Genomic DNA, 18,846 nt, shown 5'->3' on the forward strand with positions numbered 1-18,846 from the left:
GTTATTTTAAGAGATTTTGGGAGAACTGAGTGGGTGATCCGGTAGATTCCAGGGGACATCAAACAGCCCTGTTGTGATTAGGGGTCTATTTTATCCTTAAAAATATCGTCTAATTTCTGTCCCTTGGGTAACTCGATAAACACCCGATCTCCGGTTTGTAATCCTTTTAAGATCTGAATTTGATTCCCGATTTGGGAACCCACGGTAACGGGGTGGAATTGGGGCTTATTATTGTTATCGGGAAGTAAAACCCCCGCTTGACCTTTATTAGTAACAATAGCAACGGTGGGAACAACTAAAGCCTGTTTAAGTTTTTCGCCAATAAACCGTAAATCCACATTCATTCCCGACTGAAGTTGATCTTTTCCAGTTTCGATTATAATTCGAGCTTGAAATAAGGTTACATCCCTTTCTTTTACCGCTTCGGGGGCGATAATATTCACCCGACCTTTAAATACTTGATCGGGATAGGAGTCAGCAATAATTTCAACGGGTTGATTGGGTTTAATTTGAGCAATATCGGCTTCGGGAATTTTGGCTAAAACTTCTAAATCTTTGGCTAAAGCTACAATCGATGTGGAAGTGGCAGAAGTGGCATCGGAAGCCGAAGTTGCCGGAGTTACAAAGGAGCCTTCCACGGCATAACGTTGGGTAATAATTCCTGAAAAGGGAGCGCGAACTTTGGTATCTTCCAGTTGTACTTGATAGAATTTTACCTGTCCTTGGGCTTCAGCAACTTCCGCTTTTGCCGAGGTGATTTCTTCTGAACGAGTGCCATTTTTTAACTGATCTAATTTACTTTCGGCTTCCGCAACTTCCGCTTCTGAACGAGCAATTTCTTCAGACCGAGTACCGTTTTTTAGTTGATTTAAAGCTTGACGTTCCTGTTCCACATTCGCTTGGCGTTGTTGAATTTGCGATCGCTGACTTTGTTGTAATTGTTCTAAGCGTTTTTCCGCTTCATTTTGTAAGGCTTCTAACCGTCGTTGATCGCGGAAATATTCATCTAATCGATCCTGAGAAATTGCCCCTTCTCCTTTTAAATCTTGATACCGTTGTACCCGTTCCGTCGCTAATTTTAATTCCGCTTTATTGGCATCAATTCGAGCTTTTGCCTGATCAATTTCATCATTTAGACTCCCTGACTCAGCATCTCTTAACCGAGATTCAGATTCTCTTAACCGAGCTTGAGCCTGAGCAATTTCTTCGGGACGAGTCCCCGATCGCAGTTGGGATAAATTAGCTTTAACCTGATTTAACCGAGCTTGGGCTTGATCAATTTCCTCCGGTCGGGTTCCGGTTTGCAGCTTGTCTAAATTAGCTTTAACCCGATCCAAACGGGCTTGGGCTTGGAACAGTTGGGCCTCAATTTCCCCACTTTCCATCCGGGCCACCATATCACCGGCCTCCACCCGATCGCCCTGTTCCACATACAATTGTGCTAACCGCCCTTGGGTTTTAGGACTGAGGTTAACCCGGCGCACGGGTTGAACCACGCCACTAGCGGTGATTTTCACCGTTAAATCCTTGGCCTCCACCGGAACCGTGAGGGTGGCGATCGGGTCGGGCTTGGTTTGGCTACGACTCCGTGCTAAATAAAAGCTGGCGGGAATAGTCAATAGTCCCGTAACCAAAATCGCAATCATCCAGGGTTTCCATCGACGTCGGGGAACCTCCGAGAACTGAATGGGATGTTTGACTTCCCCATTGCGTTGTGCCGTTTCCTCTTTTGGGCCAGTTAACATAACAGATGCGGGTACGGGTTTCTCAAAAACAGAATCAGCCCTGAAGTTCAGAACATGATTCTGTCAATATCTTAATTCTAACTATTTCCGTTAATATTTCTTGACGGTTAACCGTCAGCCCTTGGTTACTCTTGAAATAAAGGCGTACTCAAATACCGTTCACCGAAACTTGGCTGGATCAAAACAATCAGTTTGCCTTGATTTTCAGGACGTTTACCCACTTGAATTGCTGCACATAAAGCAGCCCCGGTGGAAATTCCTGATAAAATCCCTTCTTCCCGGGCAATCCGACGGCCAAAAACCATGGCATCCTCATCTCGAACTTGAATTACTTCATCAATGATATCCACATTCAAAACCGGAGGAACGAACCCCGCCCCAATCCCTTGAATTTTATGGGGGCCAGGTTTACCCCCGGATAAAATCGGACTATTGGCGGGTTCTACGGCGATCGCCTGAAAATCCGGTTTACGTTGTTTCAGAACTTCGGCTATCCCGGTTAAGGTGCCTCCGGTTCCCACCCCAGAGATTAAAATATCCACCGATCCATCGGTATCGGCCCAGATTTCCTCGGCGGTGGTTTTGCGGTGAATTTGGGGGTTAGCCGGATTCTGAAATTGTTGCAACATATAGGCATCGGGCAGGGTCTCCACAATTTCCTGCGCCCGGCGAATACAGCCACTCATCCCCTCAATTCCCGGGGTAAGTTCCAGTTCGGCCCCATAGGCCTTTAACATCGCCCGCCGTTCTGAACTCATGGTTTCGGGCATGGTTAAAATCAAACGATAGCCCCTAGCGGCGGCCACCATGGCCAAGGCAATTCCCGTATTACCCGATGTGGGTTCGACTAATACGGTTTTACCCGGGGTAATCAGTCCTTCTTTTTCGGCGACATTAATCATATTTACCCCAATTCGATCCTTGACCGAAGCCGCGGGGTTCATGCCTTCTAATTTGACCACAATTTGAGCCACACACCCTTCCGCCTTGGGAATCCGGTTGAGTTGGACTAGGGGAGTGTTACCGACTAATTCCGTAATGTTATGGGCGATACGCATATTCACTAGAAGATAAAGAACATTGATACAAATTGTTTCAGGAACTCATACCCGACAATTCAGATGTAGTACATAATATCCTTCTGTTGTCGTGCATCTCTTTGTTCACAAAGGTCTTTTAAGCTGTATTTTTGTAATACAGAATTCGCCATTTGCTCTGCTTCGCGCCAAAATTCCCAGATCACCGTACTTTCAACGGTATTGGGGCAAGAATTTTGGGTAGAGACTTCGGGATCTGATCCCTCTAAGCAGTTGAGCACATCAAACAGAGTAATTTTCCCGGGTTCCTTTCCCAGATAATAGCCACCCTTAGAACCTCGCTGACTGCGAACAATCCCACAGCGCCGCAGGGTTGCTAGTAATTGTTCCAGATAGCGATCGGGAATGTTATGCTGGGCTGAAATTTGCCGCACTTGTCGGGGTTCAGGGTTATCATAGTGAGTTGCCAACTCCATCAGGGCGAGAAGGGCATACTGACTTTTGCAAGAGAGTTCCACGCAGAAATCATTCAAAAATGTTTCACTATTTTAGTATACCCCGGTTCTCCCCTCGGAATTTGTTGGTTTGGCGACGTTATACGCGATACAAAATAGGTCTATGAATTTTTCTAGCAAAACCCATTTGAGGTTTCGGCCTTTAGGAAAAATCCGATTAAAAACGGCTTTGGTCTTTCCGTTTATTTTGCAAATTACAGTCGCCGTGGGATTAGTGGGTTATTTTTCGTTTAGAAATGGTCAACAAGCCGTTGAAAATTTAGCCCAACAGTTAATTCAAAGTGTGAGTGTGCGGATTGAAAATCATGTTTTAGAATATTTTAATAAATCTTTTCAAATTCTGCGAGTTACGGAAGATAATATTAAAGCCGGAAATTTAGATTTGAATGATTTTGAAGGGCTAAAACGCTATTTCTGGAATCTGGTGTTAGAGGGAGATTTAGAAAGTTATATTTTTTACGGCAACGAACAGGGAGAATTTATTGGGGTTGAACATTTAGAAACGGGGGAAATTCAGCTAAAAATTCGTACCATTGAGACGGAACCTCTGCGGCAGATTTACCGTTTAGATGACCAAGGAAACCGGGCTGAATTTGTAAAACAAGCTGAATATGATCCCCGTAAACGACCTTGGTATCAAGTGGCAAAACAGGCCCAAAAACCAACTTGGACTTCAATTTATCCCTTCTTTTCTCGTCAAAATACAGATACCGCTTTAGGAATATCAGCAGTTTTACCAGTGTTTGAAGATGACAGAAAATTGCAAGGAGTTTTATGTATTAATATCACTTTATTAAGAATTAGAGAATTTTTAAAAAATCTCTATATTAGTCCCCATGGACAGAGTTTTATTATTGAACGTTCGGGTGATTTGGTTGTCAGTTCTAAAATTGAAAAACCTTTTAAAATTCAATGGAAAGGAGAAGATGCTGAAGTTGAAAGGTTTCCAGCTAATCAAAGTGAAAATATCACGATTCGCCACACGGCTAAAGCCTTTCTGAAACGGTTTGGTAGTTTTGTGGCTATTCAAAATAGTGAACAAGTCAAATTTCAACAGAATAGCGAATGGTATTATGCTCAAATTTTACCGATTCAAGATCAAAAAGGACTCGATTGGTTAGTTGTGGTTGTTGTCCCGGAATCGGATTTTATAACAGAAATTAAACGCAATACTAAAATGACTATTGCGTTGTGTTTAATTGCCTTGGCGGTAGCAACAGCAATGGGAATTTTAACCGCTAGTTGGATTACAAAACCAATTTTTCAACTGAATGAAGCCTCCCATCAATTAGCAGAAGGAGAATTAGACCAACAAGTCAAAGTAGGAGGAATTAAAGAGTTAGATATCTTAGCAAATTCTTTTAATGGCATGGCGAGACAATTGAAAGAGTCCTTTGATACCTTAGAAGAAAAAGTCAAGGAACGTACCGGACAATTGGCGGACGCTAATCAAGAAATTGGTACTTTAAATACTCGACTCAAAGCTGAAAATTTACGCATGGGTGCAGAACTCGATATTTTACGAGAAATGCAGCAATTAATTCTTCCTAAACCCCAGGAATTAGCGGAAATTAAAGATTTAGATATTGTGGGATATATGGAACCTGCTGATGAAGTTGGGGGCGATTATTATGATATTTTATTTACGCATGGAATCGTTACTATTGGCATTGGAGATGTCACAGGTCATGGATTAGAAAGTGGAATTTTAATGGTGATGATTCAAGCAGCAGTTAGAACATTAAAAGAAGTAGAAGAACATGATCCCATCAAGTTTTTAAATACTTTAAATCGAATGATTTATTATAATATTCAACGAATGAATTCTGATAAAAATTTAAGCTTGGCTATTTTAACTTATTCGGAAGGTGTATTGAGTATTAGTGGACAACATGAAGAAATCTTAATTATTCGTCAAGGAGGAAAAGTTGAACGAATTGATACAATGGATTTAGGTTTTCCCATTGGTTTAGATGAAAATATTTCTGAATTTATTAATAATACCTTGATCGAATTACATCATGGAGATGGAATCGTCTTATATACCGATGGTATTACCGAAGCCCAAAATATGGAGAAAAAATTCTATGAACTAGAAAAACTTTGTACTATTATTAGTCAAAATTGGCATCGGGAAGCAGAAGCAATTAAAAATGCTGTGATTGAGGATGTAAAATCATTTATGGGTGAACAAAAGCAATTTGATGATATTACTTTATTAGTAATCAAAAAGAAATAACCCCGTTGTTGCGCCGTTGTTGCGCCGTTGTTGCGCTTCAGCGCACTCTTAAGATAGTGCCGCATCACAACAACGTAGTTTATAATAGAATGATGCAACCATTGTTGTGAAGCACTGAATTTTGGGGGCTAAAGTCTAACAACAATTTTACTACAGATAATCAGGAAAAAAATGTACGAGTATCGTAAACTCAACCCTGAACAACGGCAAAAATTAATAGAAGAACGCTTACAAAAGGGATATCCACGCCATAGTCCCCCCCATTTAATTGAAAATCAACCTTTTTATCTGTTAACAGCCGCTTGCTATGAACATCAACATCGTTTACATACTGTCGCCCGTCGTCAACAACTTTTTCAGGAGTTCTCAGAGGTATTAACTCAGGAAGAAATTGAAATTATAGCTTGGGTGATTTTGCCCAATCATTATCATATTTTAACATCAACTGTTGATTTTGAATGGTTAGGGAAACAGTTAAGATTAATTCACGGGAGAACAGCCCGTCAATGGAATTTAGAAGATCAGGTCAAAGGTAAATTATGGTGTTGTTATAGCGATCGCGCTATTAGAAATAACCAACACTATTATCAAGTGATCAATTATATTCATTATAACCCGGTTAAACATGGCTTTACAGATTCCCCTTATTCTTGGGAAAATAGTAGTGTTCATAGATATTTAGAAGAAAAAGGGAGAGACTGGTTAAGAAATTGTTGGGTTGAATATCCTGTGCGAGATTATGGTCAAAAATGGGATATTTGTTAAAAACCTGTTGTTGTGCCGTTGTTGCGCTTAAGCGCAATCTTAAGATGGTGCCGCATCACAACAACGCATGACAACTGATGATTTATATTCCCCTTTGGAAATAAAGCCTATGTCAAATCAATTTCTCCATCCTTGGGTTAAACCATTGTTTAAAAAAATTTCCTTGAGAAATCTGCTGATTTTTCCCTTTGTTTTCCAAATTTTTATCGCCGTTGGATTAGTCGGTTGGTTATCATTTGAAAATGGACAACGGGCGGTTAATGATTTAGCAAATCAACTCCAAAATGAAGTCAGCGATCGCATTAGTCAACAGTTAGATCATTATTTAGCATTGCCCATTCAGGTGAATGAAGTCAACCTGAATCTAATGGAATTGGAATTGTTAAATTTCCAAGATTTGGACAGCATTCGACGCCATTTTTGGAAACAGATGAAAGTCTATCCTTCCCTGGGCTATTTTAACTTAGGTACGGTGGATAATCTGTTCCTCGGAGTCGGTCGAGAAGATGATGGAACCCTCTATGTAGAAGTAATGAAACCAACGGATAACTTTTATTATAACCGTTATTTATTAAATGATCAAGGTGATCCCACAACCCTGATTACTCGCGAAAAATATCTTTATAAAGAAGATAAATGGTATAGTGATGCTGTGGCGGCGGGAAAACCGATTTGGAGTAAAATTTATCAGTGGGGCGATCGCCCGGAAGTGATTTCTATTGCTTTTAGTTCTCCTATCTATAATCAACAAAAAAACTTAGTGGGAGTGATCGGAATTGATCTAATTTTGACCCAAATTAGTAATTTTTTAAACCAATTAAAAGTTACACCTGCGAGTAAAATTTTTATTATAGAACGCAATGGTTTAATTGTTGCGAGTTCCAGTAAGGAAAAACCCTATTTAGAAGTTAATGGAGAAGCTCAACGGTTGAGTGCTTTTCAAAGTAGTGATCCGTTAATTCAGGGGTCAAGTAAATATCTGTTAAAACGGTTTAGCACCCTTAGCGGAATTCAAAAAGAACAATCTTTAAATTTTAAATTGGATGGGGAAAATATTTTTGTTAGGGTGAATCCTTGGCAAGATAAATTAGGCTTAAATTGGTTGATTGTAGTTGCCATTCCTGAGTCTGATTTTATGGGAGAAATCAATGCTAATACTCATAAAACTATTTTATTATGTTTAGTGGCATTAGCGATCGCAACGGGGATGGGAATTTTAATTGCCCATTGGATTACTGAACCGATTTTGAGATTGAATCGAGCTTCTCAAAAAATCACAACTGGGGACTTAAATCAAGTCGTTAAAGTTAAACGAATTATTGAACTCAGAGAACTGGCTCATTCTTTTAATAAAATGGCGGATCAACTTCAAGATTCTTTTGAAAACTTAGAACAAAAAGTCATAGAAAGAACGGCGGAATTAGCCTCTGCCCATGCTCAAATTTTGGTTTTAAATCAACGGTTAAAAGCTGACAACTATCGGATGAGTGGCGAACTAGATTTACTTAAAAGAATGCAGCAGTTAATTCTACCCAAGGCCGAAGAATTAGCTTTAATTGAAGGATTAGAAATTGCGGTTTATATGGAGCCTGCCTACGAAGTAGGAGGAGATTATTATGATGTTTTATATATGAATGATGTGGTTACTATTGGGATTGGAGATGTCACCGGTCATGGATTAGAAAGTGGAATTTTAATGGTAATGACCCAGGCTGCGGTTCGAGTGCTGAAGGAAATTCAAGAACGTGATCCAGTGAAGTTTTTAAATATTTTAAACCGAGCAATTTATCGCAATGTTCAAAGAATGAATTCTGATAAAAATTTAACTTTATCACTTTTAAATTATAAAAATGGGCATCTAAGTATTACTGGTCAGCATGAGGAAATATTAGTGGTGCGTCACGGGGGAAAGGTTGAACGAATTAATACCATAGATTTAGGTTTACCCATCGGTTTAGATGAGGATATTTCTGAATTTATTGGTCAAGTGATGATTGAGTTAAAAGTCGGAGATATTATTGTTCTTTATACTGATGGAATTACCGAAGCTAGAAATATGAAAAAATCCCAATATGGTTTGGAAAGACTTTGTGAAGTTATCAGTAAAAGTTGGGATAATTCGGCAGAGAAAATTAAGCAGGATGTGATTGCAGACGTTCGACTGTTTATGGGGGAACAAAAACAATTTGATGATATTACCCTCTTGATTTTAAAACAACGCTAGGGAAAGCTGATTTCTCTGACTTGCGATATGAATTTTGCTCCCTCTGGTCAAGGATTTGATTATTTTCTGATTTTAAGTTAGAAAAACATAAGTTTTGTTTACTAAACTGTTGAAGTCTGCTATAATTTGAAAACTATAAGAGTCCGCGCTTTTGAGTAGGATTAGTATATTATTGATCTAATTAGTTCAGCCAAAGGTTAAGTGATTATGATCCAAATTTTCGGAGAATTTTTACACCAATTCCCTCCCGATCATGATTCCCTAGAGTTGACCTTTACTCCCACATCCCGACCCATTAAACAGCGTTGGCGAAATAATCGATTATCAGCCCATTTTGTTGCCGATTATTTCTCCTCTTTCTTACCTTTGGATGGGGATAACCCGACTCGGGAAAAACGGATTCAAGAAGGGAAAGGAGCGGTGAGTTATGTGGCTAATGAGTTATTAGAAAATGCCATGAAATTCAATGATGAAAGTGTGAAATCTAAAATCAGATTTGGGATTCATTTTATTGAAGAAGAACACACAGTTACCGCCGCTATTTTTGCCACGAATTCGATTAGCTTAGAAGCAGCCAAAAAGTTTCAGGATTTTATTGAAGAATTATTGCATCAAGATCCTAATGAATTATATTTTCATCAAGTTGAACGGAGTGTTGAAGATGACAGCGATAATGCTTCCGGTTTGGGTTTACTCACGATGATTAATGATTATCAAGCGCAACTGGGTTGGAAATTTGAATCCATCTCCAATCAAGTGACTCTGGTTTTAGTGACCACAATGGCTCAAGTAACAGTGTAGAATTAGTGTATTTGCAGAATTAGATAGAGGTAAAAAATGGTATTACAAGAAATTAAAGGTGAAGACCATATTGTTCAATATGATCCCGAATCTGTAACAATTTGTTTTCAAGGAGAACTAAGTTTAGGGGGGCCAGTTGAATATAAACCGATTAAAGACTTACTCGAAGAAGTAACCGCAACGGAACCAGCAATCATGACACTGAATTTAAGAAGTCTATCATTTCTTAATAGTTCTGGGATTAGTTTATTGTCAAAATTTGTTATGGGATTACGGAAAAAACCCAATATTCAATTAATTATTTTAGGGTCTAAAGAAGTAGCTTGGCAAGATAAATCTTTACAGAATTTAAAGAAATTTCTCCCGGCTTTGGAGTTAAAAGTTGAATAATTTTTATTATTTCTATATAATTTAATGACCTATGATGAGGCTTAATAATGCAGTCAAACCGAACCCAATAATTATAACCCCTGAAATGCGGTTAATCCACTGTAACGTATGAGTATTGACTTGATCCCGAAATAAACTGACCCCACTGACTAAGATTAACCACCAGAGTGCCGACCCTAGAAACACACCAAAAACTAGGGTAGCCGCGTCCCAATAATTGTTTTCATTCCCCACCCCTAATCCGGCAAAAATAGCAATAAAAGATAGAATAGTGATCGGATTAGTAACCGTTAGAAAAAAACTTAAAGCATAGGCATTTATAATTTTACCTGATGAATTTATTGTTGCTTCTCGGGGATTTTCTAAGAAAATTTTAAATCCTAAATAACACAAAAACAATCCCCCCATCAGCTTTAATTTGAGTTGTTGACTCACCAAAATATTAGAAATCAGGGTTAATCCAAATCCGGCAAGAAAGCCATATAAGGCATCAGCAGTAGCCGCCCCTAGTCCGGTAAAAAATCCCGCCCAATAACCTTGAGATAAACAACGGCGAATACATAAAATTCCAATCGGGCCAACTGGGGCAGCAATGGAAAAACCAATGATTAAACCCTTAGCTAAAAAACTGATATTCATAATCAATTTCAACAAAAAAAACTTAGATAGCCCTAAAGGGCTTACTACTGTGTGTCTGTTTGTCTTATGATCACCAATAGATAGATTTAGGATAACTCAAAACGGAACCATGATCACCCAAAACACTTTAGTTTTAGCAACGGATTTAGATGGGACATTTTTAGGGGGTTCTCCACAGGAACAACAGAAATTTTATAACTATTTGCAGTCAAAACGCGATCGCTTATTATTAATTTTTGTCACCGGTCGCAGTTTAGAATTTACCCTGCGTTTATATGAAGAAAAAAACCTGATCATTCCTCGACCAGATTATATTATTGGCGATGTGGGAACAACGGTTTATGAGGGAAAAACCTTAACACCCGTTGCCCAAGTCCAAAATTGGATTGCTAATCTTTGGGGAAATTCCAGTGAATTTGCTGGAAAAATCTTAGCCGATGAACCGGGATTAACCTTACAACCCCTATCGCCTGAATATCGAGTTTCTTATTATTATAAACCCGATCAAAATCAAGACCGAATCATTAAAAAAATTCAAGATGCGGGATTTGATTGTATTACCTCGGGGGATAAGTATTTAGATATTTTACCCAAAGGCGTTGCCAAAGGTTCAACTTTGCTCAAATTAATGAATTACTTAAATATTGCTTCCCCTCAAGTGATTACATCAGGAGATTCATTAAATGATTTATCCTTATTTGAAACCGGACTTAAAAGTATTGCGGTGGCAAACTCAGAATTAAAATTAGTCGAAAAAATTAAACCTTTAAAAAATGTTTATTACAGTAATTACCCGGGAGTTACTGGAATTTTTGACGGCATTCAATATTATCATCCAACCTTCTAAAAATATTCTACCATCATGTCTGACTCCTCTGTATCTAATCCACCCTTAAAAATAGCCATTTTAGGTGCGGGAGCTTGGGGTTCCGCCTTAGCCAAATTAGCTAATTATAATGGTCATACCGTCTATTTGTGGTCACGGCGTTTAGGTAATTCCTTAGCCGAAAGTATTCACTCTATTGATGTCTTAGTCTCGGCGATTTCGATGAGAGGAGTTACCGCCACTATCGATCAACTTCACAGCCTAAAATTACCCGATCAAATTCCGATTGTCACCGCTACAAAAGGTTTAGATCCCGATAGCACTTGTACCCCTTCTCAACTTTGGGGTAGGGGATTTCCTGACCATCCAATTGTGGTTTTATCCGGGCCGAATTTATCCGCAGAAATTCAACAAGGTTTACCTGCCGCCACGGTGGTAGCCAGTGAAGATTTAGAGGCAGCAAAGATTGTGCAAAGGGTATTTGCTTCTAATCGATTTCGGGTTTATACCAGTTCCGATCCGATGGGAACAGAATTAGGAGGAACCTTAAAAAATGTAATTGCGATCGCGGCCGGGGTTTGTGATGGATTACAATTAGGAACTAATGCTAAATCCGCCTTATTAACTCGTGCCTTAACCGAAATTATTAGAATTGGAACCCATTTAGGAGGGAAAACAGAAACATTTTTTGGGTTATCCGGTTTAGGGGATATGTTAACCACTTGTAATAGTGCTTTAAGCCGTAATTATCGTGTAGGTTATGGATTAGCAGCAGGTAAAACCTTAGAACAAGTGTTAACAGAATTAGGGAGCACGGCCGAAGGAGTAAATACCACTAATGTTTTAATTGAAATTGCCCATCGAGAACGAATTCCTGTGCCGATTTCTTGGCAAGTTTATCAACTTTTAAATCATCAAATTACTCCTCAAAAAGCCGTAGAATCTTTAATGGAAAGAGATTTAAAACCTGAATTTTATCTTTAGAAGCTCACGGCCCCTTGGGTGTTTGACCCGACACTTGACTCAAAAGTCGAGTCAAACCCGATATTTTGGGAATTCTATTTCCCTAACTCTCCTACACCGTTTGATGATTTAAAATTTTTCTGTCAATCTCTATCTATAGATAGAGGCATGACTAAAGGGACGTACCCTATATTAGTAAGCGTACTGGGTGCAATCCTTTATTCCCTCTGGTTAGTCTGGTGGAAACGGAGAGTCAAATCAATCGATTTATCGGTTGCGACTCTCTATTATTTTTTGGGGATTATTTTCTGTGCTCCTACCTCGACAAATGGAAAATATCTGCAAACACTTCCCGCTCAGATATAATTCGCGTAGGATTAGGCGAATCATACACCACTAATAAACCGGGTTGTCCTAAACTATTAAAAAGTTCTAATCCCTCGGCTTTATCCCCATCCACATCAGCAGGGATATCGAATAAAATCTCTAACTGATCAGAATTAAGATCCGTAATCGTATTGCCAGATTGAGTTAAAGCATTTTTCCAACGATAGACTTTTGAGATTCCTGATAAATCCATGGTCGGCCCAGCTAAAATCATTAAATTTTCCCTCTGTAAACATAAATCTCGAATTCCTAAACCCGTTAATCCAAAAAAGTGCTTTCGATAGGGTTTCCCCTTTTCTCCTATTTGTTTGAGGGTTAAAACTCCGGGTTGTTTTTCTTCGACTTCTAGTTCTAAAATAATCGCAAATCCCCGTAAAACCGGCCCCCGTAATCCTAAGAAAATTTTATTTTTATCCACCGCTAATCCTTCGATATCTAATCCATTTTCCTTGGAGGGGAGAGGATTTGAGATAAATAAACCTAAATGTTCATCTGTTTTTAAAGCCTCCATCAATTGATTACCGTTTTCATTCGTTTGCAGAACAGCGGCTCTCAAGGTTTGACTCCCCAACTCAGGAGAGGAAAAAGACTCAACTAACTCTCCATTTTTAATCGGAATACGGGCTAAAAGATAACGATTCTGTTCGGCTTTGATTTGGCTTAAACGCTCAATATCTAAACCGGAATCTTTTCCATTCGGTTTTTTACGTTTGAGACTATGGGAACCGACTAACCAAAGATAGGAACCATCATAATCTAATCCTTCAATATCAATTTCTTCGTCTTGATTTTTCAAAGGAATAAAGTTTCCTAATTCAAAATGTTGATGCTGACCAAAAACCGAAGGTTCCAGGGGAGAAAATCGCTCAATTCCTGTGCCTTCATCGGCTCCCAACCATAAGTTGCCATCGGGTGTTAATGCCACCGCAGATAAATCATGTAACAACAGATCATTAGTCGCATCAAAACGCAAAAGTAGACGACTGAGTAAAAAACCTTCTGACATTAGTTGATTCCTGAATTAATTATTAGATCAATTTCTATTTTACTCAATTAAATCCATCTTGAACTATAATTAAACTTGAAGACTAATATAAAAATATGAATAACTCACAAATAAATCATGTCTCATTCTTTTGATAGATGATTTATGGAATGGTTTTCTATATAATCAGGGATACAGGTAAATTTATCAATAAAAAAATGTCTAATTTAATTGAATTTTCTCTTTTTGCTCCTTATAACAAAGAAGCCGCGTTAATCGGAAATTTTTCTAACTGGAAAGATATTCCGATGCAAAAGGATGACAAGGGTTATTTTCGGACTCAAGTTGAGTTAGAAGACGAAATCTATCAATACAAATTTCGAGTCCGTTCAAAAAGTTGGTTTTTAGAACCCGATGAGTGGATAGAAGTTGTTGACCCCTACGCCACGGATATTGATGATAAGACTCAAAACGGCATTATTAGGATTAAAGACGGGAAAAAAATTGTTGATACTTATGTTTGGAAAAATGATGACAAACCCTTACCCCCTGATCATAAATTAGTGATTTATGAAATGCACGTCGGGGATTTTTCGGGGGGAGAAGATGACATCTATTCCCGGGGTAAATATCAGCACATTATAGAAAAGTTAGATTATTTGTGTGAATTAGGAATCAATGCGATTGAATTAATGCCCGTCAAAGAACATCCAGGGGATCATAGTTGGGGATATAATCCTCGGTATTTCTTCGCGTCCGAGTCTAGTTACGGCACAACCGAACAATTAAAAAACCTGATTGATGAATGTCACGGCCGAGGAATTCGAGTATTAATTGATGGGGTTTATAACCATTCCGAAGCCTCCTGTCCTTTAACTCAAATTGATCATGATTATTGGTATCACCATAGCCAGCAAGATACGGAATATAACTGGGGGCCTGAATTTAATTATGAACAGTATGATGAGCAATTAGGCACTTATCCGGCTCGCAAATTTATCGGTGATACGGTGAGATTTTGGATTAAAGAATATCATATTGATGGTATTCGTTATGATGGAGCCAAGCAAATTGGCAACTATGATTTTATGAGTTGGGTCGTGCAGGAAGCTAAACAGGAAGCTGGGATAAAACCCTTTTATAATGTGGCTGAATATGTGCCGGAAACCCCCACTATTACCAACAGTGATGGGCCGATGGATGGCTGTTGGCATGATAGTTTTTATCATACTCTCACGGATCATTTGTGTGGCGATACCTTTGATTTAGAACAACTAAAAGATGTTTTAGATGGTAAACGTCAAGGGTTTATGGGGCCGAATAATATTGTTAATTATTTGGGCAATCATGATCATAATCGTTTGATTGTGAAGTTAGGAAATCGGGGTATTTTTGATGATGAAGTTTTTAAACGGGTGAAATTAGGGGCGGCATTATTAATCACGGCCGTAGGTATTCCGATGATTTGGATGGGAGAAGAATTTGGAGAATATAAACCCAAAACCTTTGAATCTGCGAAACTCGATTGGAAACTCGTGAAAAATGAGAGTAATCAGAGTTTATTTCAATACTACAAGGGCTTGATTTTTCTACGGGAAACTAATCATGCTTTATATAGTGGCAATATTGATTTTTTCCATGAAGATCCTGATAATAAAGTTTTAGCTTATACCCGATGGAATGATGAAGGATCAAGGATCGTGGTGCTGGTGAATTTCTCTGACCATTATTTTGCAGGTTATCAAGTTCCTAACTTCCCAGCTAACGGGACTTGGCATGAGTGGACAAGTAATTATGATATTCAATCGGGAGATGATAATATTCTGCTCGATTTACCTGAATATGAAGCTAAGGTTTTTGTTTGGAAGGGGTAATTGAGCACCCCAGATCAAAACGTTAAGTTCTGCAACAGGATCTGGGATTTGATCGATAATTATGTAACTCTGAATACAGAAATAATTTTATTGATCAGGTTCAAAACCCTAGAACTTGAGCATCAATGGTTGACCAGGGACAAAAAATTATGAAACTTAATCTCAAACAAGCGGATACAGAGATTCAACCCCAATGGCAACCTATTGTTGGGTATGCCTCGGAATTTGCTCCCTCTACCTGGGTGCAGATGGGGGAAAAACCCAATCCCTATAGCCATGATCAGGCGTTGCTCTTGTGTCAGGTGACTGAGGATGAGTGGGTGGCTTGGGTTCCTGACCACGGTGAGATGGTATTATATCGCCATCAATTCTTTCGCTCTTAACCCTTGATCTGGGATACAGTACAAAAAAGAACGTTATCCCATTAAGAGCGTTATGACCGTTTTGGAATCTCCCGGTAAGTCTTTAATTCCATATTCTGAACGCACCTTAAAACGGGCGGAACGGGCGATCCGGTGTTCTCCCTTTCAACTGCTACTGTTCCAAACGATCCGGTTTAACAGTGTCAGTCTGACTGTAATTGCGGGGGAGTCTGGGGTCAGTTCTGCCTATACCCGTGTAGCCCTAACTGAACTAGCCGCAGAAAATACCCTGTTATGGCTGATTCAGGTGGGGGTGCTGCGTCGAGAAGTTGATGGTCAGGGGATTACGGATAGTTTTCGCCTCACTCCCCTTGGCCGACAATTAATTGACCAATGGGAAAGTCAAAATCAGGGCATACCCCAACCTTCTGTGTGCGATCGCTCTATCAATACCCTCAATCGTTGGTTGCGATTTGCCTTTTAAAAAAATAAAAACCGGGGTATGCTTTGGAGCAGCACCCTACAGCCAGATAGAATTCAATCCTATCTGACTGCGGGGTGTCCAAAAATTAGACCCTCTAAATTGATTAGAATTTAAGATTGATGGAGCAAATGGCAGGAAGAAAGCCCGTGATTAGTAATTTGATCTTCCTTAAAATTGCTGGGATAGTGAAAAATATCCATTATTCGGGGTTCATCCGTAGCAAACTGAATATCAACGGAAAAACTTTGCTCCAAGGTGTCAGGATCTAGTTTTAAATTGGCTTGAACTCTAACCTGGCCCGGAATCCAATCCTTAGAACCCAAGGGAAGTAAATAACCGCTCATTCCCTCGAAGGGAAACATTAACTGGACACTCCGCATATCAAAGCAGAAATCATTATGTTTAGCGGGAGAAAAAGTCAAATTAAAAAAGTCTCCATAATTAATGATATGCTCCTCCAACTGTATGGCAATTAATTCTTTTAATCGTGAAATGGTGAAGGCATCTTTACCCAACTTAACAATATAATCATTTTCTGTTAAGCTAAAAAACTCATGGTTCATAGTATGGATTCCTTGCGGCTATTGGTACTGGCTGCACCCTAATACCCTAATTCAAAACCTCAATGGCAATCAATTCCTATTGTCTAATAGCAATAAAAATTAATCGTAGCTAAAACCCGGAAAACATGGAGGGTAATACCCATACTCCCTAAATCGATACAATGGGTTTAGCACCAATTCAAATCACACTCATGAAACGAATTCTAGGACTAACAACGCTAATCAGTATGGTCTTGGTATCTTCAACATCGGCCCAACAACCTTTATATGTTGCTTATCCGCCGCCAGATCACAAAACCACCTCTGACCGTATTTTTTTGATTGGAACAGCAACACCCGATGGAGAAGTCTCGATTAACGGCCAAGTGGTTCCCCGAAGCCAAGCTGGTCACTTTGCACCCACATTTCCATTGCAGCTTGGGGAAAACAATTTCATTTTACGCTACAAAGATCAAAAAATCAAACTTAATATTACTCGAATTTCCACTGAAGCGAGCCCGGGAAATAATGTCAGCTTTTTAAAGGATTCATTGACTCCGGCTGAGAATCTGTCTATCCTGCCCGGTGAGTTAATTTGTTTTAGTGCGATCGCCCCAGAAAAATCAACGGTTTCTGTTGAATTAGCCGGACAAATCCTATCTTTATCCCCCCAGTCCCAGAGCTTAGAATTACCCGATAACAAAGCGGTTTTAACTGGAACCAATCAACCGATAAAATCTAACACTGTAAAATATCAAGGATGTGGAAAAATCGCCGAGAATTTGCCATTTTCCGATCCCAAAAAACCCTTAGATTTAGGTCAACCCAACTATCAACTCACCCTGAATAATCAAACTATTACCCAACGGGCAACGGGGCAAATTTCTCTGCTCTCTCCCATTCAATTTGAAGTGGCTGAAATTATTGCAGATGAAGGCGTAGCCCGCACTGGCCCCACTAGCGATCATTCCCGTTTAACTCCTTTACCCAAGGGAACCCGTGCCACCATTATCGGACGACAAGGAGATTATTTACGTCTTGATTATGGGGGGTGGATTAAAGCCAATGAAACCCGGATCATCACCGAGTCAGTCCCGCCGAATTCCTTAATTAGAAGTGCTAGTTCTCGTCAAGTTGGGGATTGGTTAGAGGTTTCTTTTCCTCTACAAGTGCCAGTTCCAATCACCGTTAAACAAGAAGATCAGAGTTTAACCTTAACCCTCCATAACACAACAGCAAAAACCGATACGATTCGGTTTAATGATAGTCCTTTAATTTCCCGTATGGATTGGCAACCGATTTTATCTCCCCGAGGAGAATCACAAAATGCCGTGCAATATACATTTCATTTTAAAACCAAACAACAATGGGGTTATAAACTCCGTTATGATGGCACAACTTTAGTTTTATCTCTGAAAAATCCCCCAAACCTCCAATCGAATTTACCCTTATCGGGGTTAAAAATTTTAATTGATCCCGGTCATGGTAGCGTCAATGATTTAGGGGCAAAAGGCCCAACTGGTTATCCCGAAAAAGATGTTAATTTAGTGGTTTCTAAACTATTAGAAACCGAACTAATTAAACGCGGTGCATCGGTATTAATGACCCGCAACGGGGATGAAGATTTGTACCCTCAAGATCGGGTAAAAATGATTAATCAACAGGAACCGGATTTATCCCTTTCTATTCATTATAATGCCTTACCCGATAATGGAGATGCCATCAAAACAAAAGGAGTAAGCACCTTTTGGTATAACCCTCAAGCCCATGATTTAGCCGTCTTTTTACATGAATATTTAGTCAATAAACTAAACCGTCCTTCCTATGGCGTATTTTGGAATAATTTAGCCTTAACTCGTCCTACGGTTGCCCCATCTTTGTTATTAGAATTAGGATTTATGATTAATCCCGAAGAATTTGAATGGATTGTTAATCCCCAAGAACAACAAAAACTAGCAATAACCTTAGCCGATGGTATAGTAGAATGGGTCAGTAAAACTCAATAGAATAGGGAACAGGGAACGGGGAATGGGTAATGGGTAATAGGTTGGTGTAAATAAACTTTACT

Annotated in this window: 17 protein-coding genes; 11 read left to right on the forward strand and 6 right to left on the reverse strand. The window is 39.2% G+C overall.

Translation table 11 applies throughout. The features are described from left to right. Positions 1–77 precede the first annotated feature (77 nt). From PL9631_RS07805 to PL9631_RS07815, 3 genes are all read right to left on the reverse strand, one after another. Positions 78–1,745 carry an efflux RND transporter periplasmic adaptor subunit gene (locus PL9631_RS07805; protein ID WP_083618709.1) on the reverse strand — a complete coding sequence of 556 codons (1,668 nt, stop codon included), beginning with the start codon at positions 1,743–1,745 and terminating at the stop codon, positions 78–80. A 125-nt stretch (positions 1,746–1,870) separates the two neighbouring features. Continuing rightward, complete coding sequence (gene cysK / locus PL9631_RS07810; RefSeq protein WP_083618711.1) at positions 1,871–2,803, reverse strand: cysteine synthase A; 933 nt, start codon at positions 2,801–2,803, stop codon at positions 1,871–1,873. 59 nt (positions 2,804–2,862) lie between these two features. After that, positions 2,863–3,300, reverse strand: a complete 438-nt coding sequence (locus tag PL9631_RS07815) for an RrF2 family transcriptional regulator (RefSeq protein ID WP_083618713.1) — start codon at positions 3,298–3,300, stop codon at positions 2,863–2,865. 100 nt (positions 3,301–3,400) lie between these two features. Between PL9631_RS07815 and PL9631_RS07820 the strand changes: the two genes are divergently transcribed. The 5 genes from PL9631_RS07820 (at position 3,401) to PL9631_RS07840 (ending at position 9,716) form a co-directional block, all read left to right on the forward strand. Further along, positions 3,401–5,536, forward strand: coding sequence for a SpoIIE family protein phosphatase (locus tag PL9631_RS07820; RefSeq protein WP_083618715.1), 2,136 nt, complete (start codon positions 3,401–3,403; stop codon positions 5,534–5,536). A 171-nt stretch (positions 5,537–5,707) separates the two neighbouring features. Further along, positions 5,708–6,301 (forward strand): REP-associated tyrosine transposase, encoded by a 594-nt coding sequence (locus tag PL9631_RS07825; protein ID WP_083618717.1) that lies wholly within the window; start codon positions 5,708–5,710, stop codon positions 6,299–6,301. Positions 6,302–6,410: 109 nt separating this feature from the next. Then, a complete protein-coding gene (locus PL9631_RS07830) occupies positions 6,411–8,525 on the forward strand; it encodes a SpoIIE family protein phosphatase (RefSeq protein WP_083618719.1) in 2,115 nt (704 codons plus the stop codon). 207 nt (positions 8,526–8,732) lie between these two features. Next, positions 8,733–9,326, forward strand: a complete 594-nt coding sequence (locus PL9631_RS07835; RefSeq protein ID WP_083618721.1) for a DUF6272 family protein — start codon at positions 8,733–8,735, stop codon at positions 9,324–9,326. Positions 9,327–9,362: 36 nt separating this feature from the next. Then, positions 9,363–9,716: a slr1659 superfamily regulator gene (locus PL9631_RS07840; protein WP_083618723.1), complete on the forward strand. Its 354-nt coding sequence runs from the start codon at positions 9,363–9,365 to the stop codon at positions 9,714–9,716. A 21-nt stretch (positions 9,717–9,737) separates the two neighbouring features. On the opposite strand, the gene PL9631_RS07845 is transcribed toward PL9631_RS07840, so the two are convergent. After that, a complete protein-coding gene (locus PL9631_RS07845) occupies positions 9,738–10,355 on the reverse strand; it encodes a LysE family translocator (protein WP_083618725.1) in 618 nt (205 codons plus the stop codon). Between the two features lie 109 nt (positions 10,356–10,464). Between PL9631_RS07845 and PL9631_RS07850 the strand changes: the two genes are divergently transcribed. Next, on the forward strand, positions 10,465–11,202 hold the full coding sequence (locus tag PL9631_RS07850; protein ID WP_083618727.1) for an HAD-IIB family hydrolase: 738 nt from the start codon (positions 10,465–10,467) through the stop codon (positions 11,200–11,202). A gap of 15 nt (positions 11,203–11,217) precedes the next feature. Next, on the forward strand, positions 11,218–12,165 hold the full coding sequence (locus PL9631_RS07855; RefSeq protein WP_083618728.1) for an NAD(P)H-dependent glycerol-3-phosphate dehydrogenase: 948 nt from the start codon (positions 11,218–11,220) through the stop codon (positions 12,163–12,165). Between the two features lie 295 nt (positions 12,166–12,460). Here the strand turns inward: PL9631_RS07855 and PL9631_RS07860 are convergent, their stop codons facing one another. Next, positions 12,461–13,537: a DUF3616 domain-containing protein gene (locus PL9631_RS07860; protein WP_083618730.1), complete on the reverse strand. Its 1,077-nt coding sequence runs from the start codon at positions 13,535–13,537 to the stop codon at positions 12,461–12,463. A gap of 197 nt (positions 13,538–13,734) precedes the next feature. Between PL9631_RS07860 and PL9631_RS07865 the strand changes: the two genes are divergently transcribed. The 3 genes from PL9631_RS07865 (at position 13,735) to PL9631_RS07875 (ending at position 16,236) form a co-directional block, all read left to right on the forward strand. Then, entirely contained in the window at positions 13,735–15,390 is a 1,656-nt protein-coding gene (locus PL9631_RS07865) for an alpha-amylase family glycosyl hydrolase (protein WP_083618882.1), read from the forward strand. Between the two features lie 149 nt (positions 15,391–15,539). Beyond that, the gene (locus PL9631_RS07870; RefSeq protein WP_083618884.1) at positions 15,540–15,773 is read left to right on the forward strand and encodes a hypothetical protein; all 234 of its coding nucleotides are present in this window, start codon (positions 15,540–15,542) and stop codon (positions 15,771–15,773) included. Positions 15,774–15,825: 52 nt separating this feature from the next. Further along, complete coding sequence (locus tag PL9631_RS07875; protein WP_083618732.1) at positions 15,826–16,236, forward strand: Npun_F0494 family protein; 411 nt, start codon at positions 15,826–15,828, stop codon at positions 16,234–16,236. A gap of 110 nt (positions 16,237–16,346) precedes the next feature. On the opposite strand, the gene PL9631_RS07880 is transcribed toward PL9631_RS07875, so the two are convergent. Continuing rightward, positions 16,347–16,799 (reverse strand): KGK domain-containing protein, encoded by a 453-nt coding sequence (locus tag PL9631_RS07880; protein ID WP_083618734.1) that lies wholly within the window; start codon positions 16,797–16,799, stop codon positions 16,347–16,349. A 191-nt stretch (positions 16,800–16,990) separates the two neighbouring features. Here PL9631_RS07880 and PL9631_RS07885 point away from each other — a divergent pair, with 191 nt between their 5' ends. After that, a complete protein-coding gene (locus PL9631_RS07885) occupies positions 16,991–18,784 on the forward strand; it encodes an N-acetylmuramoyl-L-alanine amidase (protein WP_083618886.1) in 1,794 nt (597 codons plus the stop codon). Positions 18,785–18,846: the final 62 nt, after the last annotated feature.

This window comes from Planktothrix paucivesiculata PCC 9631, assembly GCF_900009265.2.
Taxonomy (GTDB): domain Bacteria; phylum Cyanobacteriota; class Cyanobacteriia; order Cyanobacteriales; family Microcoleaceae; genus Planktothrix; species Planktothrix paucivesiculata.